At 55.1% G+C, this 26,563-nt stretch carries 20 protein-coding genes and 3 tRNA genes; 8 read left to right on the forward strand and 15 right to left on the reverse strand.

Going from position 1 to position 26,563, the window contains the following annotated elements; translation table 11 throughout:
- Positions 1-19: 19 nt before the first annotated feature.
- Positions 20-1,384 carry an 8-oxoguanine deaminase gene (locus GOB82_RS05680; protein WP_166120824.1) on the reverse strand — a complete coding sequence of 455 codons (1,365 nt, stop codon included), beginning with the start codon at positions 1,382-1,384 and terminating at the stop codon, positions 20-22.
- A 117-nt stretch (positions 1,385-1,501) separates the two neighbouring features.
- Positions 1,502-2,656 (reverse strand): 2-C-methyl-D-erythritol 2,4-cyclodiphosphate synthase, encoded by a 1,155-nt coding sequence (ispF, locus tag GOB82_RS05685; protein WP_166120827.1) that lies wholly within the window; start codon positions 2,654-2,656, stop codon positions 1,502-1,504.
- A 424-nt stretch (positions 2,657-3,080) separates the two neighbouring features.
- Between ispF and GOB82_RS05690 the strand changes: the two genes are divergently transcribed.
- Positions 3,081-5,222: a glycosyltransferase gene (locus GOB82_RS05690; protein ID WP_166120830.1), complete on the forward strand. Its 2,142-nt coding sequence runs from the start codon at positions 3,081-3,083 to the stop codon at positions 5,220-5,222.
- 173 nt (positions 5,223-5,395) lie between these two features.
- Here GOB82_RS05690 and GOB82_RS05695 read toward each other — a convergent pair whose 3' ends face one another.
- The 8 genes from GOB82_RS05695 to GOB82_RS05730 form a co-directional block, all read right to left on the reverse strand.
- Positions 5,396-6,805 carry a polysaccharide pyruvyl transferase family protein gene (locus GOB82_RS05695; RefSeq protein WP_166120833.1) on the reverse strand — a complete coding sequence of 470 codons (1,410 nt, stop codon included), beginning with the start codon at positions 6,803-6,805 and terminating at the stop codon, positions 5,396-5,398.
- A 14-nt stretch (positions 6,806-6,819) separates the two neighbouring features.
- Entirely contained in the window at positions 6,820-8,907 is a 2,088-nt protein-coding gene (locus tag GOB82_RS13595) for a glycosyltransferase (protein WP_166120836.1), read from the reverse strand.
- A gap of 92 nt (positions 8,908-8,999) precedes the next feature.
- Complete coding sequence (glf, locus tag GOB82_RS05705; protein WP_166120839.1) at positions 9,000-10,154, reverse strand: UDP-galactopyranose mutase; 1,155 nt, start codon at positions 10,152-10,154, stop codon at positions 9,000-9,002.
- Positions 10,155-10,390: 236 nt separating this feature from the next.
- Positions 10,391-10,467: transfer RNA gene (locus GOB82_RS05710), tRNA-Arg, on the reverse strand.
- A 37-nt stretch (positions 10,468-10,504) separates the two neighbouring features.
- On the reverse strand, positions 10,505-10,810 hold the full coding sequence (locus GOB82_RS05715; protein ID WP_166120842.1) for an ETC complex I subunit: 306 nt from the start codon (positions 10,808-10,810) through the stop codon (positions 10,505-10,507).
- A 22-nt stretch (positions 10,811-10,832) separates the two neighbouring features.
- Positions 10,833-10,909, reverse strand: a tRNA-Pro gene (locus tag GOB82_RS05720).
- Between the two features lie 57 nt (positions 10,910-10,966).
- Positions 10,967-11,452: a xanthine phosphoribosyltransferase gene (gene gpt / locus GOB82_RS05725; protein WP_166120845.1), complete on the reverse strand. Its 486-nt coding sequence runs from the start codon at positions 11,450-11,452 to the stop codon at positions 10,967-10,969.
- A gap of 318 nt (positions 11,453-11,770) precedes the next feature.
- Positions 11,771-12,880, reverse strand: coding sequence for a PQQ-dependent sugar dehydrogenase (locus tag GOB82_RS05730; protein ID WP_166120848.1), 1,110 nt, complete (start codon positions 12,878-12,880; stop codon positions 11,771-11,773).
- 258 nt (positions 12,881-13,138) lie between these two features.
- Between GOB82_RS05730 and GOB82_RS05735 the strand changes: the two genes are divergently transcribed.
- Complete coding sequence (locus GOB82_RS05735) at positions 13,139-13,834, forward strand: YfdX family protein (protein ID WP_166120851.1); 696 nt, start codon at positions 13,139-13,141, stop codon at positions 13,832-13,834.
- 94 nt (positions 13,835-13,928) lie between these two features.
- Here the strand turns inward: GOB82_RS05735 and GOB82_RS05740 are convergent, their stop codons facing one another.
- Together GOB82_RS05740 and GOB82_RS05745 are read right to left on the reverse strand one after the other, a co-directional pair.
- On the reverse strand, positions 13,929-14,900 hold the full coding sequence (locus tag GOB82_RS05740) for an NAD(P)H-dependent glycerol-3-phosphate dehydrogenase (protein ID WP_166120854.1): 972 nt from the start codon (positions 14,898-14,900) through the stop codon (positions 13,929-13,931).
- A gap of 171 nt (positions 14,901-15,071) precedes the next feature.
- A tRNA-Ser gene (locus tag GOB82_RS05745) sits at positions 15,072-15,161 on the reverse strand.
- 156 nt (positions 15,162-15,317) lie between these two features.
- Here GOB82_RS05745 and efp point away from each other — a divergent pair.
- The 3 genes from efp (at position 15,318) to GOB82_RS05760 (ending at position 19,857) form a co-directional block, all read left to right on the forward strand.
- Positions 15,318-15,884 carry an elongation factor P gene (gene efp, locus GOB82_RS05750; RefSeq protein ID WP_166120857.1) on the forward strand — a complete coding sequence of 189 codons (567 nt, stop codon included), beginning with the start codon at positions 15,318-15,320 and terminating at the stop codon, positions 15,882-15,884.
- A gap of 39 nt (positions 15,885-15,923) precedes the next feature.
- Complete coding sequence (locus GOB82_RS05755) at positions 15,924-16,754, forward strand: inositol monophosphatase family protein (protein ID WP_166121106.1); 831 nt, start codon at positions 15,924-15,926, stop codon at positions 16,752-16,754.
- A 97-nt stretch (positions 16,755-16,851) separates the two neighbouring features.
- Positions 16,852-19,857, forward strand: a complete 3,006-nt coding sequence (locus GOB82_RS05760) for an ATP-dependent DNA helicase (RefSeq protein WP_166120860.1) — start codon at positions 16,852-16,854, stop codon at positions 19,855-19,857.
- 117 nt (positions 19,858-19,974) lie between these two features.
- Here the strand turns inward: GOB82_RS05760 and GOB82_RS05765 are convergent, their stop codons facing one another.
- Positions 19,975-20,178 (reverse strand): cold-shock protein, encoded by a 204-nt coding sequence (locus GOB82_RS05765; protein WP_043550519.1) that lies wholly within the window; start codon positions 20,176-20,178, stop codon positions 19,975-19,977.
- 119 nt (positions 20,179-20,297) lie between these two features.
- The gene (locus tag GOB82_RS05770; protein WP_166120863.1) at positions 20,298-20,975 is read right to left on the reverse strand and encodes a dienelactone hydrolase family protein; all 678 of its coding nucleotides are present in this window, start codon (positions 20,973-20,975) and stop codon (positions 20,298-20,300) included.
- A 206-nt stretch (positions 20,976-21,181) separates the two neighbouring features.
- On the opposite strand from GOB82_RS05770, the gene GOB82_RS05775 reads away from it, so the two are divergent.
- The 3 genes from GOB82_RS05775 to GOB82_RS05785 all read left to right on the forward strand — a co-directional run bounded on the left by GOB82_RS05775 (position 21,182) and on the right by GOB82_RS05785 (position 25,642).
- Positions 21,182-21,475, forward strand: coding sequence for a co-chaperone GroES (locus tag GOB82_RS05775; RefSeq protein WP_025828601.1), 294 nt, complete (start codon positions 21,182-21,184; stop codon positions 21,473-21,475).
- A 60-nt stretch (positions 21,476-21,535) separates the two neighbouring features.
- Positions 21,536-23,176, forward strand: coding sequence for a chaperonin GroEL (groL, locus tag GOB82_RS05780; RefSeq protein ID WP_166120866.1), 1,641 nt, complete (start codon positions 21,536-21,538; stop codon positions 23,174-23,176).
- Between the two features lie 291 nt (positions 23,177-23,467).
- On the forward strand, positions 23,468-25,642 hold the full coding sequence (locus GOB82_RS05785; RefSeq protein WP_166120868.1) for an HAD-IIIC family phosphatase: 2,175 nt from the start codon (positions 23,468-23,470) through the stop codon (positions 25,640-25,642).
- A 40-nt stretch (positions 25,643-25,682) separates the two neighbouring features.
- Here GOB82_RS05785 and cysE read toward each other — a convergent pair whose 3' ends face one another.
- Complete coding sequence (cysE, locus tag GOB82_RS05790; protein ID WP_166120871.1) at positions 25,683-26,534, reverse strand: serine O-acetyltransferase; 852 nt, start codon at positions 26,532-26,534, stop codon at positions 25,683-25,685.
- Positions 26,535-26,563: the final 29 nt, after the last annotated feature.

Here is a 26,563-nt window from a genome sequence, read left to right on the forward strand (position 1 = left end):
TTCAAGCCGCACCCGACCTTCAGGCACGCTCCAGAAGCTGACGCGCCAGCGCATTATGCCGCTCCGCAAGGCGCGCAGGGTCATGCGTGACAAACTGCCCCTCACGGATCAGCCAACGCCCGTTCACCATCGAATAAGCAACCCGCCGGGTGGCGCAGAACACCAGAGCCGCAACAGGGTCAGACTGCGCGCCAGCATACTCTATCCCGCGCAGATCAAACGCCACGATATCCGCAGCCATGCCAGGCGCCAGATGCCCGATATCATCCCGCCCCAGCACGGCAGCACCACCCCGGGTGGCAAGCTCCAGCACTTCCCGCGCCTGCATCATGGGGCGGCCATCTTCCGCCTCCAGCAGGCGGCCAAGCAGCATGGCCTGCCGGGCTTCCCCCAACATATGGCTGCCATCATTGGAGGCTGAGCCATCCACACCCAGCCCCACCCGCATGCCGGAAGCCACCATACGGCGCACCGGCGCAATGCCTGAACCCAGCCGCATATTGGAGCATGGGCAATGGGCCATGCCTGTACGGGTAGCCCCGAAACGGCTGATGCCCGCCTGATCCAGCTTCACGCAGTGAGCATGCCAGACATCCGGCCCCACCCATTCAACATCCTCGGCATACTCTGCGGGCGTCATGCCAAAACGCGCACGACTGTAGGCAATATCACTCTCGTTTTCCGCCAGATGCGTGTGCAGCATGGTGCCGGTGGCCCGTGCCAGCCGGGCCGCCTCGCGCATCAAATCAGGACTGACGGAAAACGGAGAACACGGCGCCACCACCACACGCTGCATGGCGAACGGTTCCGGGTCATGAAACGCCTCAATCACCCGTTGCGTGTCACGCAGAATAGCGGCTTCCTCTTCCACCACCCCATCCGGCGGCAGGCCTCCCTTACTCTCCCCCACACTCATGGACCCGCGCGCGGCATGAAAGCGCATGCCCATCTGCTCGGCAGCCTCCATCTGGTCATCCAGACGGCAGCCATTGGGGAAGAGATAGAGATGGTCACTGGTGGTCGTGCAGCCAGACCACAGCAGTTCCGTCATGGCCGTGCAGGTCGAGACGCGGACCATCTCCGGCGTAAGACCTGCCCAAACCGGATAGAGCGCCTGCAACCACCCGAAAAGCGCGCTGTCCTGCGCGGCGGGCAGAGCACGCGTCAGTGTCTGATACATATGATGGTGCGTGTTCACCATGCCAGGCATCACAACATGCCCGGTCATGTCCTGCACCTCATCCGCCTGCGGCAGAGGGTCCGCCGCACCGCCAAGAGCCAGAATTTCCCGGCCCCGCACAAGCACCCATCCGCCCGCCAGCTCGTCACGGTGCGCATTCATGGTGACCAGACGCAGGGCATTTTTCAGCAGAAGGGTACGCATCCGTTTCTCTTCCATCCGCCGGGAGACCCTCTCAGGCTTTCGCTCCCTTGAGCCAACCGGTTGTAAAGCGTCCCCTTGTGCACACTGTGAAGCGACAGACCGCCGCCCCAAAACAGATCAGGGAAGCAGAACCGAGACAGCCGCCGTGCAGGCAATCCCTTCTTCACGTCCTGTAAAGCCCAGACGTTCAGACGTGGTGGCCTTGACCGAAATCCGGCCCACATCCACCTCCAGCAGGTCCGCCATACGCTGGCGCATGGCAAGAGCGTGCGGACCAATTTTCGGGCGTTCACAGATCAGCGTGACATCCGCATTGATCAACATGCCGCCCCGCTCACGAATACGCTGGCCCGCATGCACCAGAAAGCGAGCGCTGTCCGCATCTTTCCATTCGTTTTTGCTGGGCGGAAAATGCGTGCCGATATCCCCTTCCGCAAGAGCGCCGTAAATCGCGTCACACAGGGCGTGAATCCCCACATCCGCGTCGGAATGCCCGGCAAGACCCTTTGTATGCGGCACAGTAATCCCGCACAGAATCAGGGGGCGACCTTCTTCAAAGGCATGCACATCATACCCCAGCCCCACACGCGGCAGGAGGGTCGGGCCGATCAGTCGTTCAAGGCGCACGAGGTCATCCTCATAAGTCAGCTTGATATTATCGTCATCCCCAGGCACCAGAGCAACGCTCAACCCGGCCTCTTCCAGCAGTGTCGCATCATCTGTTGCGGTCACTGAGGCCGCCCTGCGGTGCAGGTCCAGAAACAGATCAAAACGGAAGCCCTGCGGTGTCTGGGCACGGAACAGGTGCTCACGCGAGACTGTCCCGGCAATCACGCCTTCCTGCCCACGCTTCAGCGTGTCAGCCACCGGCACGGCGGGAATGGCCCCCGGATGCTCCGCCAGGGCAGAAACAACGCCCTGAACCAGCTTTGCCGTCACGTAAGGCCGCGCGCCATCATGCACCAGAACCAGATCCGGGCGCTCGCTCTCGGGCAAGGCATCCAGAGCTTCAAGCCCGGCCCGCACACTGGCCTGGCGGGTTGCGCCCCCGGCCACAGGCGGCAACACGGCAACACCGTCCAGTGCCTGCGCCAGCGCCTCGGGGTCTCCCACAGGCTGAAGGCAGCTTACATGCGGCAGAAGGGCCTCCGCTGCATGACGGATAACCGGCAGGCCCGCCAGCATCACATATTGCTTCGGGATTGCAGACCCGCTGGTCGCGGCGTAACGGCTGCCTGTTCCGGCAGCCAGAAGAATGGCGGCTATTCGCATGTTCGGAGCAATGCTGCGGGAAGCCTGACACGTCAAGGCCCAAAATTAAGCCCCGAAGCCGCCCACCGGGCATATTCTACCATCACAAGTCAGATATTATACAAGAACCACGCCTCTACACTTCTCATCCAAAACGAATTCCAGAATACCTCACCAGAAAAAAGATCAATATTTATTTGTGCTTATAAAATCCAATTTTTTATTGAGATAGAATTTATACAACTCCCTGATGTCAAAAAAAAATGTTACAGCGCGGCCAATATCTTGCTAATTTCAACAGATCTTAACGCTCCACAGACTGAACATGAGAACCATGAAAACATTAATGCTCACCTTTGAATGCCCTCCTGACGTTACGGGAGGTGGACTATGCACTTATGTTCAGGAATATATTAACGCAAAAATAGAAAAAAAAGAGCCGACAGTGATCCTGACGGCTGATTTCAGTGTACATGATGAAGTCTGCACTTATTTTGACTGCGTAAAAGTTATCCGTTTCAACCCGTCCACCGGTGAGTCCTTTAAGTATATGGGCCACTGGGCCGCCATAAGCTACGAGTTCTCCAATCAGGTCAAAAAAATCATCACGGATGGTTTCAAGCCCGACTGGCTGGAAGTGTGTGACGGCTTTGGCCTGGGATACTTCACGCTTCAAAGGAAAATGTGCCTCGAAGCCCCGTTCAAAGATCTGAAGGTACTCGTGACCGCCCATACGCCTGTCACGATGATTGACGAATGGGATAAGAAAAATATCTATGAACTTCCCACATATTTCACAAAATGCATGGAGCAGTTCTGCTTTCAGGCGGCCGATAAAGTTATCTCTCCCAGCCACTTCCTCAAGAAAAAGCTACTCACAGAGTTTCTCGAAAAAGAGATTCAGATTGACGTCATCCCGAATCCTTACGAGAAAGCCAAACTCAACCGGCCTCTGGAGAACGCCCGCGCCCGCACAGCCCACCTCCATGACATTCCGGATTACGCCATTGCCTCCAGACTCTGCTACTGGAAAGGCATCGAGCATGCTCTGGCGGGTTTTAACCTCTACTGGAGCAATGGCGGCCTTTCATCCCTCTACATCTACGGCTCTGACACGACATATTTCAGAAACAACAAATCCTTTCAGGAAACACTGAGCAATAAATACCGGAAATGGATTGAAAAAGGCCTCCTGAAATTTGCAGGCCTTAAAGAACATTCCGAAATTCTCCTTATCAAGAAACATCTCAAGGCGCTCTTCCATCCGTCTCTGTTCGAGAATTACCCGTACACCGTTATCGAACACATGGCTGAAGGTGGCATTATCGCCGCGTCCTCCAATGGTGGTCAGGCAGAGTTTATCAAGGACGGAGAAAACGGCTTCCTGTTTGACCCGCACTCCCCAACCGCCATTCAGGACGTTATCCTGAAAATCGACAGTCTGGACGGCATTGAAAGCCGCTATATTGCCAACAACGCAATCAAAACCATCAAGGAAACCTGTTCCTATAACACTGTCATGGCACAGAAAGAGCAGGTGCTTGCTGCGTCGAAACACACTGTAGCCAGCTCTTCCTTCCCCTTTGTGACCGGAAAAGAGCTTACGCACCCGGCCAGCAAAACCGGCTCCGCCCTGACAGTCGTCATTCCCCATTACAACCTTGGCGGATTGCTGATTGAAGCCATTGAAAGCATCAAATTCAGCAGCTTGCCCGACATCAACATTATTGTTGTGGATGACGGCTCTACCGACAGTGAGTCCCGCATTATCCTGAAAACGCTGGAAGCCCGCTACACGCATCTGGAAGTTCTCTACAAGAAAAATTCCGGCGTGGCGGACACCAGAAACGTTGGCGTGAAACATGCCAAAACAGATTACATCGCCCTGCTGGATGCTGACGATATTATCTGCTCCAACTATTATGAAACAGCCGTCAATATTCTCGAACGTTACAATAATGTCGGGTTTGTTGGCTGCTGGAACGAAGATTTCAACCAGAACGGTCGTATCCGGCTATGGCCGACTTTCAATCCTGAAGTTCCCTTGCAGGTGATCATGAACACCACCAACTGCCAGGGGCTGGTTGTCCGGCGCGAGGCCTATCTCACCTACGGCCAGCATGACCCGGATCTCGGCATGTTTCTGGATGACTGGGAATCAACCATCTCCATGGTTCTCAATGGTGTGCGCGGCGTGATGATTCCGCACCCGCTGTTTAAATACCGCATCCGGGAAGATTCCATTTTCCGTGACAAGTTCCGGATGTTTAACATCAACTACAATTACATTATCGATAAGCATAAGGCCCTGCTTGCAGACTCTTATGGTGAAATCATAAAATTCCTGAATGCCAATGGCCCGAATACACAATACCATAACCCGACCTTCGTCTCGGGCAACAATACACACACAACCACCTATGTCCCCAGTCCACCTGAAAAACTCCCCTGTCACCCCGAAGGGCGACTGGTTCAGCTTGTTCATAAATACTATGACACGGTAAATCAGCCAGGCACGATCCGCACGCTCCGTATCGGCCTGCGCAATATTGGCGTTGGCAAGCTTGCAGCACGGCTGCGCAAATAACACCGCCCCTTGATGGCCGCATTCACCTCAGCCTGTGAGTCCGGCCATCAGAGAATTTATTTTCATCAAACTGCCCGGGTGTTTCTCGTCTGGCTTCACCACTCATACCAGACGAGCCTCAAACCCGTCTTCTTCCTGATCTCTCCTTACAGAAACAGAGAGATCAAGACATTTTACCGGACGAAAACTCTCCGCAATATCCGGAGAAAAAATCCAAATACCGGCACGCGGAATATCCCGTAATACCATTCCCCCAAACGATGCAGACGTGACGAACGTATTTTTTCAAGGTCTGCCACAGCAAGCCTCAAGTCTGTCATCTCGTGCTTCAGACGAAACTGCTCATTCTCCATCTGCACCATGGCCTGCTTCAGACGAAGTTTTTCGTCCTCCAGACGCACGGCCTCATGCTTCAGGTTCAGAATGTCATTCTTCAGCCCCACCTCACCACGCTGCAAATGCAGGGCTTCATTTTTCAAGTCTGCCATCTCATGTTCCAGAGAACGGACATGTTCGGCAAACTCCTCCTTCTGCCTTCTTTCGCTTGCTTCCTGCTCTGAAAGGTTTTGCACCTGATCCTGCAGATTATCCTTATCGGCCAGAAGGGAATCATTCTGCTGCAAAACCGCCGTAAGACGCTCCCATTCCTCTTGACGCTCCAGATTAAGTTTTTTGATCGTTTCCTGAAGCTGTTGCACTTCAGATGCTTCGCCATGCCCTGCGCTCCCGGCCTCTGGCAAGCGATCATGAAACGAAACCTTTGGGAAACGATGCAATGTATAATCAAAAATAGCTTTGATTTTAAAGTAGCTTGACGGCTCAAGCCGAACGGTACGCCCTATCAACGCCGCAAGAACAGCCATGTGGAGGCGATCTGTTTCAACACACTCAAACTGGTTGATCAGCCCGGCCACAGCACGGAGAGGCCCCAGACACTGCGCTTCTTCCGCCCACTGAACATCGTTAAACAGAAGTGGCAGATCAACAGAATCACGAGGATGATTTTTCCGTATCCCCTCTTCATCACGACGCAGAATTTGCAGAACCGGATATTGGCCTTCTTCCTCCAAACCAGAAAAATGCTCTTCCTTGGTATAAAAGGCCATATCCGGACAGAGGAAAATCCGGCTCTCAGGCATACCCAGCCTGAGCAGTTCCTCATAACTCTGCCGCTCACGGCAGAAAATTGTCACCTGCTCGGCATAAGGAACAAGTTCGGCACCCAGCCCCGCGAAACTTGTCGGGAGAATGAGCAACTGCCCGCCACCTTGAAGAAAGGCCACAGCCTGCTCTGAATAATGGAACCAGAGTCCTTTGACCCAGCCCCCTCCCCCACCCAGCACAACATGGCTGTGGCCCAGAAACGCCTCTTTATGATGACCATAGATACAGGAGGGAGCCCACTCCATCTCCTTGAAAAAATCGAGCGTACCGAGCGCAATCAAACCATCACCAAGGTTTCCATAACCTGGGAAGAAAACCGCATTATTTTCTTTAAAATGCTGAACGCATGCAACCAGAGCAGAATTTTCCCTGATTTCTGCACGAATGGCCTTTCTGACATTTTTATAGGTATCTGCCATTTCAAAGCGCCCCCTTATTTAAGACGTTTTTCCAGAAGCTCATAAAATGCGGCAACCCTTCTGGCATATGTTGACTGCGCATGCTGTTGTTCAAAATGCTCATACAAACACTGAACTTTACTCTCAATTTCAAACTGTGGTGCGGCCAGAAATGCCTTGATCTGCTCAAGATACCTCGCAACAAGCACGTTATCATCCATGCTGTTCTGCACCAGAAAACCGGAATTTTCCTGTATCAATTCTGAAATACCACCCACATCAACCGTAATGATCGGGATCTTCATTTCAGCGGCTTCAAGAAGAACATTAGGAAGACCATCAAAGAGAGAGGTATATAAAAATGCATCCCCACTTGTAAACGGAAGGCTTTCCAAACCTCTAAAGTCGCCCTTGTAAACGATATTCGGGCAATCCCTGAAGTATTCCGGATCAAACCGATCAAGAACAGAGCTCCCGTAGACATAAATTGGCGTCTCGATCCCCTGATCATGTAATTCAAGAGCAATTTTACGCAGCAGGTCAGGCCGCTTTTGGGCATCAAGACGCGAAGCCCATATCAGACGACGCTCCCCTTCCTGCTGAACAACGGGACGTTCAGCAGGCTGCGTGTAGGTATAAAGCGTTTCAGAAGCCTCCCTATAGGTCGGAATGCGATATTCAAGCTGAGCTAAAGCCGCATGATTGTCCGAAATAACGTAATCTATGTGATTTCTATACTCGGAAAGGAAATTGTACTCACTTCCATCTTCATACAGAACATTATTCAGAACATAACAAGGAGGACAAAAATAAAAACAAACCAGCTGATAGGACAAAAAGAAATCAGCATAGGCCTTCATAACAGAAACACAGAACGGACAAAATTTAAGAAAAATTCTCGCCTGATTGGCAAAATTCTCAATAATCCTGACAGATATTTCCGGTATTTTCTCTCTATCTGTCTCACCAAGAAGCTCATACAGATCAAGAACCGTCACACCCTCAGGAACCTGGCAGCGTTCCTTGGAAAGACAAAGCTCTTCTCCCAGAAGAATCAGACAGGAACGTTTCTCCTCTTTGATCACTTCCCTTATGAAATTCAGAATATATTTCTCACCGCCCCCTTTGGAAAGAAACGGCAGAAAGAAAACATCCGTATAACTCTGGCCTTTCAGAATTTCACAAATTTTTGCATACGCACGGCCAAAGGTCTCAGGAATCCCAATATTGGTGAAAAACCGGGCGTCATGAAGCACATAAGGATGTATCTCCGGGTCAATGAGGTTCGCCCGATGAACAAGCTCCTGTATATAGAGAGAATCCATATAATGTTTTTTGAAATCGATATGTTTTTGGGCAATAACTGCCTCAGAGCGCTTCTGCTCCAGTATCCTTAAAAAACCCTCTCCACTGAAAAAATCAGAATTATACGCTATACGCTTCTGATCTCCTTGTAGAGCGGCCATGATACTTCCCCGCCTTTGCCGATAGAAAACAATTGTATCGGCAGCAATTTCAAACTCAAATCCCGCACTGACCAAACGCAGATTGATATCATAATCTTCATAGGCATAAATTGGATGAGATGCACAATCCCGATAGAGTATTTCAAGGATATCCTCCCGCCGCGCCATAAACCGCGAAACATAAGGATGCTCTCCAGCCATCCGGTAAATACCAACCTGAGCCAGCGGATAGAAACGGCAAACATAATTTTCATTCCCAAATGCGTGATAGTATTCCGGGAATAAAATCAGCTTGTCCTTTTCAGTCTGTTGAAAGTTTTTATGAAACTCATAAATGAAATTTCTGGAAACAAGATCATCAGCATCGGCTGTGATGATATACTCACCACTCGCTGCTTGAACCCCGCAATTCCGCGCGAGCCCCAGAGAGTGCACCTGGGTTGTTTCGAGTTTGACGGCATCAAAGCCTGAATAATCGTATTGTCTCAGGAGAGTGAGTGTTTTTTCATCGGCATGATCCACCACAATAACCAGTTCAGACCGGATATTGTACAGGTGAGCATGTTCAACAGTCTCTAACAGAGAACGCAGGGTCGGGTACAGAAGATCCTGTTCATGATGAACATTCAAGATAATAGAGACATCTATACCCGACACAGAAAAACCCTAAATGTTTCTTTTTAAGCTTACGCTCCCACGCTTTATAATACAAATCTCATTCACAAAGAACAAAAAAGGTGATTTATTTTTTATGCCGGATCTACAAAGAAAGATGGCAGAATAGTGTCATCTTCCTGAAGCACTATATCAATCTGATCACATGCGGCGAGTGCTTCTGTAATGGTGACATCCATGTCCAGATAGCGATAGGTGCCCAGACGACCAAGGAATGACACCTTTTTTTCAGCTTTTGCGAGCTCGATATAGCTATCAAGCATTTTCTTTTCATTAACCAGACGGATCGGATAGTACGGGATATCCGTCTCACCCGCGAGGCGGCTATATTCACGGAAACAGACGGTTTTAGAGAACTTTTCCTGCTCCCATGGCGCAAAGTGCTTATGCTCGGAAATGCGGGTAAAAGGCACAGCTTCATCACAATAATTGATGACAGCAGTCCCCTGATGGTCGCCTTCATCAACAAACCGCTCAAAATCAAGCGTCCTGTACCCAAGGCGGCCAAGACGGAACTGGAAGTAGCGATCTATCGGTCCGGTATAGAACACATGATCATAAGGTTCTTCCAGGCTCTCAAAAGAGCAACCCAGACGGATATCAATCCCGTCTACAGCCAGAATATTCTCTATAATGGCTGTATAGCCATCTTCCGGCATACCCTGATACGGATGATTGAAATAGTTATCATCATAATTAAATCGTAAAGGCAGCCGCTTCAGAATAGACGCGGGCAGTTCCGTGGGCTCAAGCCCCCACTGTTTACGCGTATAGCCGTAGAAAAACGCCCGATAGAGTTCAGGGCCAATCATGCTCAGCGCCTGCTCTTCAAAAGAGCGCGCCTCTTTAATGGAGCGGTCCGCCTTGCTTTCAATAAACGCCCGCGCCTCTTTCGGCCCCATGGTGGTGCCAAAGAACTGGTTAATGGTCAGGAGGTTCACAGGCAGCGTATAGACGCGGTCGCTGGAAATTGCTTTCACCCGATTCACATAGGGCCGAAACTTTCCAAAACGCTGAACATAGTCCCAGGCTCTCTGGTCCGCCGTATGGAAAATGTGCGGGCCATATTTATGGACCATCACGCCGGTTTCTGCATCCCGTTCTGTATGACAGTTGCCACCCATATGAGGGCGCTCATCAACAACTGTCACCTTGTGACCGCGCTCAGCCAGATGCCGGGCAATAATTGCCCCGCTAAAGCCAGCCCCCACGACGCAGAATGATTTCAAACTCTCAACTCCTGACAGATCAACATATTGACGCACTTAAATAACGGATAGCCCCGCAACTGTCTCGCGTGCGCTCCCGCCTTTCAGCCCTACCCTTCGGCCCATGACTCGGCAAGCCGAAGGAACGAAACACCATCGCAAAGACGTGCTTACTATAATTTTTTCTGGGAGAAATTGTGTTATTTTCAGGTAGCACCACGCCGCAGGCATAGCCTGACGGCACATCTTGGTGAAGATGGTGCGCCCTGCTGGATTCGAACCAGCGACCCACAGCTTAGAAGGCTGTTGCTCTATCCAACTGAGCTAAGGGCGCGCACTGTGCACCCCGATAATCTGAAACATCGCGGAAATCAATGGGTCCAGTTTTCGACCCGGTCAAACCAGAAATTATCAGCATAGACTTTGGGGACTTGCCGGCGCTCTGCCGGGATCTCAACCGTATAGTCAAGATTCTCGCGCTGCGCATAGGCCGCAGCCTCTTCGCAGGACGCGAAGCGCAGGCGAATTTGAGACTTGGTATCCTGGCTTCCTGTCCAGCCCATCAGCGCATCCTGATGTTTAGGAGCAGTCTGACCGTATTCAAACACCCACTCACGCGTGCCAGCCAATCCTGACTGCCCCGCAGCTTTGGGCTGCCTGTAAATCCGTGCCGGCATGCCTATGCCTCCAGATAATATATGGTCGGGGCGCCCGGACTCGAACCGGGGGCCTCGTGTACCCAAAACACGCGCGCTACCAGGCTGCGCCACGCCCCGAATGCAGCGGAACCTAGGCGGCATTCATAAGGCTGGCAAGCCCACTATGGTAAAAAATCAGTCAGCCCCCTCCATTTTTCGGCTGGCAAGCGGGGGAACGAACAGCGGAGCGGTATCCCACGGGAACAAAACCCAAGTATCCTGCGGCACTTCCACAACAAAATGATTGGTCAGTGCCTTCCCTGCGGGTTTGGCATACAGGCAGGCAAAATAGGCTTTGGGCAGCCTCTCCCGCACGACGCGGGCGGTCACGCCGGAATCAACCAGATCATCCACCACCAGAAAGCCCTCGCCATCACCGGCCGCATCGGGGGCTTTGATAATGGTGGGCTTGCCGCGTTCTTCCTCATCATACGTGACAACGGAAATCGTCTCGACCAGACGGCAGTTCAGTTCGCGTGCGATAATGGCCGCCGGGATCATCCCGCCGCGTGTGACGGCCACCACACCTTTGAACGGCATTCTGGGCACAAGAGCCTCAGCAAGAATGCGGGCATCCCTGTGTAACTGATCCCACGTGACAGTCGCGTAGTTTACGGCCATCTGGCGCTACTTCCTCTTCAAACAGATACAGGTCAGACAGACCAGCCCGGTTCAGACCAACCCGCGCCGGACCTTGCCATGTTCTTCTGCCACCAGTCAGGGGCAGCCTGCAAATTCAGGAACCATGGCATGACCTGCGCGATTGACCGGGGGCTGAATGAGCACGGCTGCATTCGCCTTGGCAGGGAGGCGCTGGGGATCGCCTTTTCGGCACGCGGCAAGGTAAAGCCCGAACGGACATTGCCCCTCCCTCTGCCCATGACGCCGGGCCGGCACCGGCCACGCGCAACCAGGTCCGGACGTCTGCCCGGCCTTAAATCAGCGCGCTTTTCCGTAAGTCAGACGATAAAGCGCGCCCGAAAGATCATCACTGATCAGCACACTGCCATCCGCCATGGGCTGCACATCCACCGGTCGCCCCCATACCCTCTGCCCCTGCCGGAATCCGCTGACCAGCACCTCCGGAGTCTGCGGTTTTCCATCCGCTCCAAAACGCACCGCCACAACCTGATACCCAACCAGAGCGCTGCTGTTCCATGAGCCATGCTCTGCAATCATCAAAGCTCCCTGCAGGGCTTTGGGAAACTGGGAGCCACCATAAAAACGTAACCCCAGCGCCGCGACATGCGCCCCCAGCAATAAAGCAGGTGGTGTAAACTCACGGCATGACCGCTGCATTCCGAACTCAGGATCGGGCAGAGTGCCCTGATGACAGTACGGATAGCCAAACGACTCCCCGGGGTGGCTCACCCTGTTCAGTTCATCAGAGGGAAGAGTATCTCCCAGATTATCGCGCCCGTTATCCGTAAACCATAATGCCCCGGTGCCCGGCTGCCATGTGAACCCGACCGTGTTGCGTATGCCAAACGCCACATCCTGCCGGTCTGTTCCGTCAGACCGCATACTCAGCAAGCGGCCAAAATCATGCCCAACGTCACAGATATTGCACGGTGCGCCAATAGGCACATACAGCCTGCCATCCGGGCCGAACGCAATGAATTTCCATGAATGATCGCCGCCCCGATACGGGAGGGAGTCCGCAACGGTCTGGGGCGCCGGGGGCGCGTCCAGATGGTGCTCAATATCACGTAACACCACAATCCGGCGCGGCTCGGAGACATAGAGAGCCCCCTGATGGAACGCCACACCCACCGGCATATCCAGCCCCCGAGCAAGTGTGCGCACTTTTGTGGCCCGTCCGGCCTTATCTGTGGAAACGGCGTACACCACGCCCTGCCCCATCGTGCCGACAAAAACCGTGCCCTGCGCGCCAAGGGCGATTTCTCGCGCACCCGGAACCTGATCGGAAAAAACCGCGATATGAAACCCCGCAAGCACCCGAAGCTGATCAGGCTCCGGCGCCGCCAAAGCCGACCCGCCTCCCGATGCACCGGCAAGCAGGCTGAGTGCCACGGCACAAGAGCACAAGACACTGGTCCCTTTTCAGCATGGCACCCCCTTTTTCCTTCAATAAAGACCGCCGCGTTATTCTGACACAAACATTACTCTTCGCACTTTACAAAATAAATACATCAGACTTTCCAGTGTAGAACGCGCATCTGCACACCCTCACATGGTCTGGATGCCTGCACTTGAGAGTTGCCCACAGCATCAGAGTGGCCCATAAAGATAGAATAGGGAGGGTTTTACTGACACTCCTTCATAATGAACAAACGGACATTTACAATGCGCATGAAAACTTCTCTGGCCGTTCTGGCCTTTCTGACCGCAGCACCGGTTGTCGCTCACGCCGATTCCGTTCACACCAAGTGGGAAAAGTTCAAGGCAGGCCACGCCTTCCGCCAGCTGTCCGCCGATGGCGAACGCGCCATGGCAGATATCGCCAAAGCGCGTGAAACGCTTGCCTCCGGCAAGACCGATGCAGCCATTCCTGCCCTGTACGATGCCAAAAAACGCCTGACAGCCGCCGACAAGGCCGGGAAGAAATTTGATGCGGCGGAAAGCCAGCTTCAGCCCGCCCCGCAGCATCCGGCCTCTCCCTCCCATACGCCCGTAACCACGCCGACCACGTGGATTCCTGTGGGTGGTGAATTTATTGCCTCTGAAACTCTGGCTCCGGAAAAGAAGGCCGCCATTGCCACAGCAAACGGCCAGCTTAAAACCGGACAGCCCGATCAGGCCGCCCAGACCATGGAAGTTGTCGGTGAAGACGCTGATTTCATTGTCGCCCTCGCCCCGCTGGCCCAGACACAGGGCGCGCTGAACCGCGCAACAGTCTTCGCGGAAGGCAAGCACGCGCCGGAAGCCGTCGCAGCGCTTGACGAGATCCTCAATGGTCTTGTCTTCGTCTCAGAAGGGTTCATCGCTACAGCCATCCCCGACCACGGGCACGGCAAGACTCCCGCAAAATCCAAGAACTAAGCATTTTGGTGGTCCAGCGGCGGGGCATGTCCCCCCGCCGCCGGGCCTGCCATGATGCTGGTCTGGAGTTCAGGCACTCCGCTCTTTTGCCTGATCAATCAATTCTTTTCATTTCAGGCCCCGCAGGCCGCGCAAGAAGCTGCTCAACCAGATCCTGCAAAGGCACACGGCCTGTCACGATAGCCGCCACGGCATCCATCACGGGCACACTCACCTGATGGCGGCAGGCCAGTCTGGCAAGCGCCTGCGCTGTTACAACCCCTTCCGCAACACCGCCCGCTATACGCTCGGCCTCCTGTGGGGAGAGCCCTTGCCCCAGCGCATGGCCCACGCGAAAATTGCGGGATGACGTGCCCGTACATGTCAGGAGCAGGTCTCCCATACCGGACAGGCCGGAAATGGTGGCGGCATTGCCCCCCAGCACCTGCGCCAGACGGCTGATTTCTGCCAGCCCACGCGTTACAAGGGCGGCGCGTGCATTCTCGCCAAGCCCCGCCCCGATCGTCACACCTGCCGCAATGGCGATAACATTTTTGGCCGCCCCGCCAAGCTGCACGCCGATGGTATCGGTGCTGTCATACAACCGGAAAGCGGGCGTTCCGAGACCATCCGCCAGAGCGCGTGCAAGCCCGCCTTCTCTGGCGGCAAGCACAGCCGCAGCAGGCAGACCCTCAGCAATTTCATGTGCAAAATTGGGGCCGGAGAGCACGGCTCCGGCATGGCCGGGCTTTACGCGCTCAAGACTATCAAGCGGAAAATGCAGGTTTTCCGGCTCAACGCCTTTGCAGCACAAAATAATCGGGGACTGTGTGTCCAGCTGTGCCAGTATGCCGGGCAGATGCTGCATGGGCACGGCCACAAGCGTCATATCCGCCTGCACAGTCAGCGCATCCGTCACGGTTATAGTCTCAGGAAGAGGATAGGCGCTCAGCCGCGGCATGGCCCCGCTGGCAAGGCGCGCGGCAGGAGTCCGCGCCCAGAGATGAACAGCCGCCCCGGTTCTGGCCGCATGGAGAGCCAGTGCCGTACCCCAGGCCCCGGCCCCGATCACCGCAATGCGTTTCATGTCAGGACCACCTCCAGCAGAACAAGCATCATGCCCATCTCACCAGACAGGTGATGAGCCTTCCTTGAAAGGCTTTAAAGAATTCTACGGAATTATGCCACGGAAGACCACGAGGCAGGGAAAGCCACTTTCCGGAGAATACTGAGAATTTCAGGGATTTTCTTTATCTGATGGCGGAAGGGGTGGGATTCGAACCCACGGTACGGTTACCCGCACGCCAGTTTTCAAGACTGGAGCCTTCAACCACTCGGCCACCCTTCCTGCACCAGAATGAGTGCCTTATAAACACGGTCGTGCTGGCTGTCCAGCGGGTGAAAAAGCCTTTTGTCTTTCCTGTTTCCGCTCCTCGCGGGTTGCTCTAACCGGCCCGGAGTTGTAGAAGCCCGGTCTTTAACCCCATCCATTCAGGGACGAGTTATGAAACAGCAGGCGAACCTGATCCGGGCCGGACAGGTCATCGAGCATGATGGCCGTCGCTGGACGGTGCTCAAACAGCAGATCATCACCCCCGGCAAGGGCGGCGCGTTCATCCAGGTGGAAATGCGCGACCTCAAGACCGGCAACAAAACCAACGAACGCTGGCGTACAGCCGACAGTGTCGAGCGCCTGATGACCGAGGACAGGGAATATCTGTATTCCTACACCGATGGTGCGTCTCTGGTGCTGATGGACCCTGAAACGTTCGAACAGAGCATGATCCCTGTTGATCTGCTGGGTGACCAGGCACCGTTCCTGCAGGACAACATGACCATCAACGTTCACCTTGTGGAAGGTGATCCGGTCGGGGTTGAACTGCCGCCGCACGTCACGCTGGAAATTATTGAGGCTGATCCGGTGGTCAAAGGCCAGACGGCAAGCTCTTCCTACAAGCCCGCAGTGCTCTCCAATGGTGTGAAAACCATGGTGCCGCCCTTCATTGAAGCCGGCGAGCGCATTGTTGTCCGGACTGAAGACGCCTCTTACGTCGAACGCGCCAAAGACTGATCTTTCGCATTACTCCAGACAGGACAAAACATCGTGGCCATGCGTCTTTCTCCCGTCATGACGGTGATGCAATCCGCTGCCCAGAAGGCAGCCAAGCGTCTTCTGCGCGATTTCAATGAAGTCGAGCAGCTTCAGGTCAGCATCAAGGGACCGGGTGACTTTGTTTCTCAGGCAGACCTTCGTGCAGAGCAGACTCTGCGCGAGGAACTGGAGCGAGCCCGCCCAGGCTATGCCTTCCTGATGGAGGAATCTGGCGAGTCCGGTGGTGAAAACTGGACATGGCGCTGGATTGTGGACCCGCTGGACGGCACGACCAACTTCCTGCACGGCATTCCGCACTGGGCCATTTCCATCGGTCTTCAGCGCCGCATGCCGGATGGCCGGATCGAACTGGCTGCCGGGCTGGTCTACAACCCTGCCGCCAACGAGATGTTCTGGGCGGAAAAAGGCACGGGCGCGTTTCTCAATGAGCGCCGCATCCGTGTTTCCGCGCGGCGGGACATGCAGGAATCCGTTTTTGCAACCGGCATTCCGTTTGCAAAGGTGCCTGCCCGCCAGCGCCTCCCGTTTGCCCGCGTCATGGGGAACCTCATGCCGCGCGTTGCGGGAATCCGTCGCTTTGGTGCCGCCGCACTCGATCTCGCATGGGTCGCGGCTGGCCGGTATGAAGGCTACTGGGAATTCGGCATCAAGCCGTGGGATTGCGCAGCGGGCATCCTGATCGTGCGTGAAGCAGGCGGACAGGTGACTGACCCGGCCGGTCTGGATCTGGATACCATGCCTGATGATGTCATGATCGTGGCTGGCAACGGCATCATGCACAAAAAGCTGCTTGAGATTGTTGCAGACAGCCTGACAGACCAGCCCTGAGTCACCGCTGAAAAGGCGACAGACTTCCCCTGCAGGCAGGAGTCGCCTTTTTACACCCCCTAGCCACACACGCCAGATTGCGTAAGGTGGACCCTCCATGCAGGCCTCCTTCCCCTCTGCGCACGACGCGCCCGCCATTACGGCGCATCATCGTGGCTTCTCCCTTCTGACAGAAGACGGCGAGTTTCTGACGCTCTCCGCGCCAGAACTCCGCGCCCGGCTGAGCAGCATGCCCTGCCCGCTGGTCGTTCATGCGCCGTCTTTCGCACGGAAGCTGGAGATACCCCCTCCAGGGCAACCCTCCCCCTGGCTGGACCTTCTGGAACTTTTCACCTTCGTTTATCCAGCGCGCACGGCCGCCCCCACACCACGTGGTCTGGCTCTGGCGCTTGACATTGAGGACGGGCGGATTGGTCAGGCCGAGGCGGATCTTCTCCCCTTACTGGTCGAGACCATGCTGGCCGAACTGGCCCGCCAGAAATCCGGCCCCCATGGAGAGATGCTGGCAGCTCTTACCGTCCGGCTGGCACAGGCTGGCTGGCCCTGGGCTGGCACCGTGGCCGAAACGCTGGGACTGCCGGAAAAGCTGGACAGCAAGGGCGCCCTGCCGGAAGAAGCGCTACAGCCTGCGGATGCCCTGCGCGTGTGGCGGGTCCTGCCCAAATGGGAGGATATCGCCCCCCGCCCCCCGCCAGCCTCACACCCCATCACGCCAGCCGAAGCCCGCGCCCGCCTGCGTTCCTTGTTAGGTGAAGGCTCGGAAAGCCGGGCCGGACAGGCCGATTTCGCAAGTGTATCCACCGCCGCGTTTGAACCGCGCATCCATCGGGGCAACCCGGCCATCGTGCTGGCGGAAGCCGGAACAGGAACCGGGAAGACCCTTGGGTATATCGCTCCGGCCAGCGTCTGGGCACAGCGCAATGGCGGCAGTGTCTGGATCAGCACCTACACGCGCCATCTACAACGCCAGATTGAACAGGAAACCCACCGCCTGTTCCCCGATGCCGCCACACGCAGGCATCATGTTGTTCTACGCAAAGGGCGCGAGAACTATCTCTGCCTGCTGAACATGGAAGAAGCCGTCAACAGCGCAAGCTCCCGCCCGGCTGGCGTGACCATTGCACTGGCCATGCTGGCGCGCTGGACCCGCGCCACAGCGGACGGAGATCTGCTGGGGGGAGACCTGCCCGGCTGGTTTGGAGACCTCTACGGTCAGGGGACGATCTTCGGCGTGGCGGACCGCCGCGGGGAGTGCATTCACGGCGCCTGCCCGCACTACCAGCGGTGCTTTGTAGAACACACTATCCGCCGCGCGCGGGAGGCAGATCTCGTCATTGCCAACCACGCCCTCGTCATGGCGCAGGCGGCCTATGCACAGGCCGCCATGGGGGACGATACCGAGGAAACGGAAGAAGACGGCACGCCCTCCCGCTACGTATTCGATGAAGGCCACCATCTGGCGGACGCCGCCGACGGTGCCTTTTCAGCCGAACTGTCCGGGCTGGAAGCCGCAGAACTCCGCCGCTGGCTGCTGGGGGCCGAAGGCAGGCGCTCCCGTGCTCGCGGCCTGAAGCGGCGGCTGGATGATCTTGTTGTCGGCTTCCCGCGTCTGGAAGCGCCACTTGATGCCGCCCTTATGGCCGCCCATGCCCTGCCCGCGCCCGGCTGGTCCGCCAGACTCGCGGGCACAGATACAGCCGACGCGCCCCCGCCGGAACCACCCGCCCCTGAAGACCCGTCCGGATTGTTTCCACCCACCCCCATCCTGCAGGAACCGGTTCTGGAAAACCCGACCGAGAGCTTCCTGCGCCTGCTCCGCCAACAGGTGCTGGCACGAAGTGAGGATCGTCGGCAGACACACCAGTATGGGGCGCTGGAATGTGACCTGCACCCGTTGATCCCGGATATGGCCGCAGCCGGACAAGCGCTGGCCCGGGCGCTCAGCCGCATTGCTGAACCCCTTCGCACCCTTGCTGAACGGTTGCAGGCACGCCTTCAGGATGATGCGGACACACTGGACAGCGTCACACGTGGCCGTATCGAAGCCATGGTGCGGGGCTTGCGTCGGCGCGCCATCAGCCGGCTGGATGCATGGATTTCCATGCTCGATACGCTTGAACAGCCCCCGCCACCGGACGTTACGCCTTCCCATATCCACTTCATCCGTCTGGACAGACGGCAGCAGCAGCGCCCGGGGGAGCATGATGTCGGGCTTCACCGCCACTGGCTGGACCCTACCATTCCCTTTGCCGCCGTCATGGCCATGCCTGCACAGGGCATGCTCATTACATCCGCCACGCTGCGGGATCAGTCAGAAACCGCTACGGACTCCGCCCAGAGCCAGAACGAGGCAGAATCCGAGGATGCGGAACGCGCGTGGGAAGCAGCCGAAGCTCGCACCGGGGCCAATCACTTCCCCTCCCCGGCGCTGCGCGCCAGCTTGACCAGCCCGTTTGATTATGCGCGGCAGACACGCACTTTTATTGTCACGGATGTGGACCACGCCAGCATTGCGGATCTGGCCGCGGCCTATCGCACCTTGTTTGAAGCCTCGGGCGGTGGCGGTCTGGGCCTGTTTACCGCCATCTCCAGGCTGCGCGGCGTACACAGCCGCATCGCTCCGGCACTGGAGGAAAAAGGGCTGCCCTTATACGCCCAGCATGTAGACCCCATGGATAATGCCACGCTGGTGGATATTTTCCGCACGGAGGAACATGCGTGCCTGCTCGGCACGGATGCCATGCGCGACGGTGTGGACGTACCGGGCAATGCCTTGCGTCTGGTGGTGTTTGAACGTGTGCCGTGGCCTCGCCCGGACATTCTGCACAGAGAACGCCGCATTCACCTCTCGGGAGGTGACACCACAGGATATGATGACAGGATTGCTCGCCTGCGCCTGCGGCAGGCCTTTGGACGGCTGATCAGAAGCCAGTCAGATAAAGGTGTGTTTGTGCTTCTGGACCGGCGCACGCCATCACGCCTTCTTTCAGCGTTTCCGCCCGGCGCGGAAGTTCAGCGCATGGGGTTGGCGGACGCGGCGCGGGAGATCAGGGCGTTTTTGCCTGACACGCAGGCAGCCCCTGCAAGCGCGCGCGCATTTTAAGGCACTTCATCGCACAGTAGCGCGCAGTCCGGCTGCCAGATGGACCCCGGTAAGCAGACCAAACAGGCAGACCAAAACGCACGTCCGGGCTTTTCAGCCCTTCGTTTCAAGCAAACTTCAGATCGGCTTGAGTTCAGTCGCGGCGACTTTACCACGCTCGGTGACGAGTTCGTATGAGACCTTTTCGTTCTCATTCAGACCACGCAGACCGGCTGCCTGCACAGCTGTGATATGAACGAAAACATCCTTGCCCCCATCGTCGGGTGCAATGAAGCCAAAACCTTTTGTGGCATTAAACCATTTAACTGTACCGGTCGGCATAGGCGGGTAACTTTCCCTGATATCTCCTACCGGACAACCATATGGCCGGTTACAGGATGTACTTATCGGGTCACGAAGATGCGGTCTTGTCAATCAAAATACCCGCCTTGCCCGGTGCCCTACCCGACATGAAAGCGCAGATGAGCCTCCAGAAAGGCAAGACTACGCTTCTGCGCCAGCTCATAGGCGTCCCGGTCAAAATCCGCACGAAGAGGGCACCCGAAGCCATGACCCGCCCCGTCATACAGGTAAATTTCAAGTTCAGGATGGGTCGCGCGGATCAGACTCACATCTGTGTGCGGAATGCTGGCATCGGCTTCCCCAAAGTGAAGCTGAACGGGGCAGCGCGGAGTCTCATCAACGCGGGACGCAATACCGCCCCCGTACCACCCCACAGCGGCCGCGAAACTGTCCGTCCGTGAAGCTGCCTCCCACGCCAGAAGCCCGCCCCAGCAATAGCCGATGATGCCGACTTTCGCCGCGTTCAGTGCGACCGCGCAGGCTTCAAGATCCAGCAGGGCCCCGGTCAGGGATATACGGCCTCGCAAGGCCCGGCCGGTCTGAATATCGACTTTCCCATACCCCAGCTCCACTCCCGGCCTGACCCTGTCAAACAGTGCCGGGGCCAGCACGTGAAAGCCCTGCTCCGCGAATGTCTCACACACATCGCGGATATACGCATTCACACCGAAAATTTCCTGCGCCACCACAAGTGCGTAAGGCATATCGGCATTGCCTGCTTCATAGGCTGAAAATTCATGCCTGTCCGCCGCTTTCAGTCTGATGTTCTGCCCCATGATCGTACTCCCTTGAGTGTGGAAATAAACGCAAAAGAAAGTTTTCCACATTTCTTGACTTGGGGGGAGGACAAACCTATCTCCTGTTTTGGCACTCCCGGGGTGGGAGTGCTAACGCAACGCGGCGTTTTTACGCGCGGTCAATGCCGGTGGTGTTGCTTCCTGACAAGGGCGCCGCCGCAGCAAAAAACATGGAGCGATCCATAATGACGAAATTTCGTCCCTTACACGACCGGGTAGTCGTTCGTCGCCTCGCTGGCGAAGAGAAGACGGTTGGCGGCATCATCATTCCTGACACGGCCAAAGAAAAGCCGATGGAAGGCGAAGTCGTTTCCGCAGGTCCTGGCGCTCGCAATGAGCAGGGGCAGGTTGTCGCGCTTGATGTCAAGGCTGGCGACCGTGTTCTGTTCGGCAAATGGTCCGGTACGGAAGTGAAGATCGACGGCGAAGAGCTGCTGATCATGAAAGAAAGCGACATTCTGGGCGTGATTTCCGCCTGAGTGTGCCGCGCTGATCCGCTTTTCGACCTTGTAAACTGATCTCTCACAGGAGAATTTGATATGGCTGCCAAAGACGTAAAGTTTGGTGGTGACGCACGCCAGCGTATGCTGCGTGGTGTCGACATCCTCGCTGATGCCGTAAAAGTCACGCTCGGCCCGAAAGGCCGCAACGTTGTGCTCGAAAAGAGCTTCGGCGCACCGCGCATCACGAAAGACGGTGTGTCCGTTGCCAAAGAAATCGAACTGGCTGACAAGTTCGAGAACATGGGCGCACAGATGCTGCGCGAAGTGGCGTCCAAAACCAACGATATCGCTGGTGACGGCACGACCACGGCAACCGTTCTGGCTCAGGCTATCGTTCGCGAAGGCCACAAGGCTGTTGCTGCCGGCATGAACCCGATGGACCTCAAGCGCGGGATCGACAAAGCTGTCGCCGCTGTTGTTGAGGAACTGAAGAAGAACTCCAAAAAGATCACCACCCCGGCGGAAACCGCCCAGGTCGGCACCATTTCCGCCAACGGTGAAGCCGAAATCGGCCAGATGATCTCCGAAGCCATGCAGAAAGTGGGTTCCGAGGGCGTCATCACGGTTGAAGAAGCCAAGCACTTCCAGACGGAACTGGACGTGGTTGAAGGCATGCAGTTCGACCGCGGCTACATCTCCCCCTACTTCGTGACCAACACGGAGAAGATGACGGCTGATCTGGAAAACCCCTACATCCTGATCCATGAAAAGAAGCTGTCTTCTCTTCAGCCGATCCTGCCGCTGCTTGAAGCTGTTGTGCAGTCCGGCCGTCCGCTGCTGATCATTGCAGAAGACGTTGATGGTGAAGCTCTGGCAACCTTGGTTGTCAACAAGCTGCGCGGTGGCCTGAAAATTGCCGCTGTCAAGGCTCCGGGCTTTGGTGACCGTCGTAAAGCCATGCTGGAAGATATCGCCATCCTCACCGGTGGTCAGGTTATCAGCGAAGATCTCGGCATCAAGCTGGAAACCGTCACGCTGCCCATGCTCGGCACGGCCAAGAAGGTCCGTATCGACAAAGAAACCACGACCATTGTTGATGGCGCTGGCAAGCCCGACGAAATCAAGGGTCGTTGCAAGCAGATCCGTGCGCAGATCGAGGAAACCACCTCTGACTACGACCGTGAAAAGCTGCAGGAACGTCTGGCCAAACTGGCCGGTGGCGTTGCCGTGATCCGCGTTGGCGGCTCCACGGAAGTTGAAGTCAAGGAACGCAAAGACCGCGTTGATGACGCCCTGCACGCAACCCGCGCCGCAGTGGAAGAAGGCATTGTTCCGGGTGGTGGCACGGCTCTGGCCCGCGCTTCCGCAAACCTGACACACCTGCACTACCATAACGACGATCAGCGCGTTGGTGGCGACATCATCCGCAAGGCTCTGCAGGCTCCCCTGCGCCAGATCGCTCACAATGCTGGTGAAGACGGCGCCGTGATCGCCAACAAGGTGCTCGAATCCAAAGACTACGCTTTTGGCTTCGACGCACAGGCTGGCGAATACAAGAACCTGGTTGATGCCGGTATCATCGACCCGACCAAGGTTGTCCGCACGGCTCTTCAGGACGCAGCCTCTGTTGCTGGCCTGCTGATCACGACGGAAGCCATGGTTGCTGAACGCCCTGAGAAGAAATCCGCTCCTGCTGGCGGCCCTGACATGGGCGGCATGGGTGGCATGGACTTCTAAGGTCCGGTCACATCCGCACTGCATGGATTGGCTTTGTCAGCCCATGCAGTGGCAGATTTGTAAAAGAGGCGAATGTAACCTTGGTTACATTCGCCTCTTTTTTATGATATTTTTACAGAATGGCTTGCCGTGCAAAACATTCTTGGTTTGCACACATGGCAAACCCAGCTGCAATAGTTATATTCTCCTAGGTTATGAGACCTGGATCGGTCTCATTCATGCTGCACATATTGTCTTGCTGGCGCTCTGCTGCCGTTCAGATGGGTCATTATCTAAGTAGGTTGAGTGAAAATGATTGAAACAAAAGAGTTCCAGGGGCCACCCAAAAACATATCCCCACCCCTTACTGAAGAGGTATGGTCATTTGGCCCCGTTAATGGCTCTTTCCTAACGGAATCATTCATTCTTGCCCCTAACGGAAAAATCGAGGGATACTCCCATCCCAACGAACGATCATGGCGTATAGAAAATTATCGCCTTCTTATTTTGTCAGAAGATGGCAATCTCATGTGGCGCTCCGTTGAAGCCTTCAAGGATGTCAAAGGGCTTATCAACATTATTCTGGAACACCCTTTTTCAACCAACACACGATTTGTTCTGAAGCAAAACCCCTCTCAGAAAACACCCGTACATTCCGTCCAACCAGCAGCACCGACACCCACTCCTCCCGCACCCGCAGGACTGCCAGACGCAGAATACCTGTTCCCGTCCGACCTCGAAGTCACCCCAGTAAAAATCGGGAAAATACTGCTGGTTGGGTCCAGCCTGACAGCCCTCTACCATGAGCAGCTCCGGGCCCGGCATCCCGAGACAAAATTTGACTATATTCCTTATGATTTTGTCAGCACTCTCCCTGAATCCCCCCCTTCCCCGGTTTCAGAATACAATTTTCAGTATTTGCAAATCCCCCTTCGTTCTGTACTGAGCGACCGGGTTATCTGGGGTTTCCGTTTTAATGAGGAAGGCTTCAGCAAAACTATTCTGCAGGATGCATACAGCATAATTGATGCGATGCTTTCCACTGCAATGATCTATAATGAGCGGCACGGCTTGTTAACATTTGTGTCCAATTTCATTGTGCCACAAATGAACGCCGCGCCCAGCATGTATGAACGCGGCAGCAACACAGATCTGACAACTCTCGTCCAGAGACTGAATGACTGTCTCGGCGAACGCGTTGCGACCTATAAAAATGCCTATCTTCTGAATGTTGACTCAGTCGCAGCGACAATCGGAAAACGTTATATTCTTGACGATCTGATTTATTTCTATTCTCACGGGGCTGTTTCCTATCAGGACTGGGATGACTTTGGTTCAATAGCCCGGAATGAACCAATTCCCTCTCTGGAAACCGTCTATCCGATCAAAAAAGATGTCTTCCTTGACGCCATTTTCCGACAGATGGTGACAGCTTACCGGACAACCAAGCAGATCGATCAAGTCAAGGCCGTTGTATTCGACCTTGATAACACGCTCTGGCGCGGCCAGATTGCTGAGCATTACCGCCCGGAAACTCAGCCCTGGCCTCGAACTGATGGGTGGCCTCTTGGAATTTGGGAAACCATTCACTACCTACGCGCCCGAGGTATCCTTGTCGCGATCTGCTCCAAGAATGATTACGACTATGTCAAAACCAGATGGGATGACGTTATCGATCCGAAATTCCTGTCTTTAGAAGACTTCTCCTCGGTCAAGATCAACTCAATTCCCAAAGCGCAGAATATTGTCGAAATCTGCAAGGAATTTAATATCAAACCGGAAAGCGTTGTGTTCGTTGACGATAACCCGGTCGAGCGGGCAGCTGTTGCCTCTACATTGCCGGATATCCGGGTTATTGGTGGCAATCCTTACCTGACCCGCCGCATCCTCCTGTGGTCTGCAGAAACACAGATTGCACGCATGACGGAAAAGTCCGGCAAACGTGAAGAAACCCACTCAACCATGGACAGGTCAGAATCTCTTGATCCTCTAAATTGTGACATCTCTTTTATCTGCATTAAAAGCACAAACCAGCGGGAATTTGCTCGCGTTCTGGAACTAACCAACGAAGCCAAGCAGTTCAACACAAATGGTCAACACAGAAATTTTGAAAATGTTACAGAATTTCTTAAAAACACAGGGAAAATTCTCGCTTTTAGCCTCAAAGGAAAGTCCGCGGAATACAGCCTTGTTGGTGCACTTTACCTGAAAGACTCGGAAATTATACAATATGTTATGACTGACATCACCTTTGGAACAAAGATCGAGGAGACTGCCATAGCAGAGGCTGTCAAACTACTACGCAGTGCCCATACGAGCGACACTGACATCACAGCAAGTATTAAAGAAACGCCCGATAATACCCCCTGTCGGGAGGTTTATTTGCGGGCAGGATTCCGTGAAACTGCTTCCAAAAATGGTGCGAGGCAATTTGTCTTGACTGGCACAGAAGCCCCTAAGCTACCGCCTCATATCGAAAAAAACTGATATTCTTTCCCCACATCATTAAAAGATGCGGGGATTTTTATCAGATAATATAGTCAATAGGTGGAAGCATCTGATCCATGCTGAGCGCTGGCATTCCAGAATGCCTTGTTCCTACCTTACGCGCAGGATTACCGACCACCGTGGTAAACGGTGGAACGGACTCAAGGACAATCGAGCCCGCTCCTATTTTAGCACCTTCGCCAATTTCGATATTACCCAGCACTTTCGCACCTGCTCCAATCAACACCCCACGCCTTACCTTCGGGTGACGATCACCGGAGTGCTTACCTGTCCCCCCCAGCGTAACTTCCTGAAGAATAGATACATCGTCTTCAATAATGGATGTCTCACCCACTACAATACCGGTTCCATGATCAAACAGTATACGGCGCCCAAGGCGTGCAGCAGGGTGAATATCAACCCCGAAAAGCTCGGAACCGCGGCTTTGCAAGTGCAATGACAGATGCCGCCGCCCTGAACGCCAGAGCCAATGTGCAACCCGATAACTCTGAACCGCGTGAAAGCCCTTAAAAAACAAAAATGGCGTTACATAATCCGGACACGCTGGATCACGCTCACGAATTGCCACCATATCCGCAGCAGCAGCGCAAACAATTTCCGGCTGTGCGTCAAAACTTTCTTTCACCAGCTCTACCAGAGCATCCGCCGCAACAGATCGATCTCCCAACTTGCGCCCCAGCAATGCAGCCAGAGCTGAAGCAAAATCCGTGTGGCTACGTATTCCGGTCGTCAGTAAACCCCGCACCAGCGGATCATGACATACACAAGCCTGCTCAATCATCTGCTGCCAAAGCAACTCCAGCTTTGGCGAACACAAACTTTCTTCGTCAAAATGGCTGGATAAGACAGAAGGTAAGTGCGGCCTGCTCATGCGCCGGTCCTTTCTTTCAGAAGGTAGCA

It is taken from the genome of Acetobacter farinalis (assembly GCF_011516935.1).
In the GTDB taxonomy this organism is placed as follows: Bacteria; Pseudomonadota; Alphaproteobacteria; order Acetobacterales; family Acetobacteraceae; genus Acetobacter; species Acetobacter farinalis.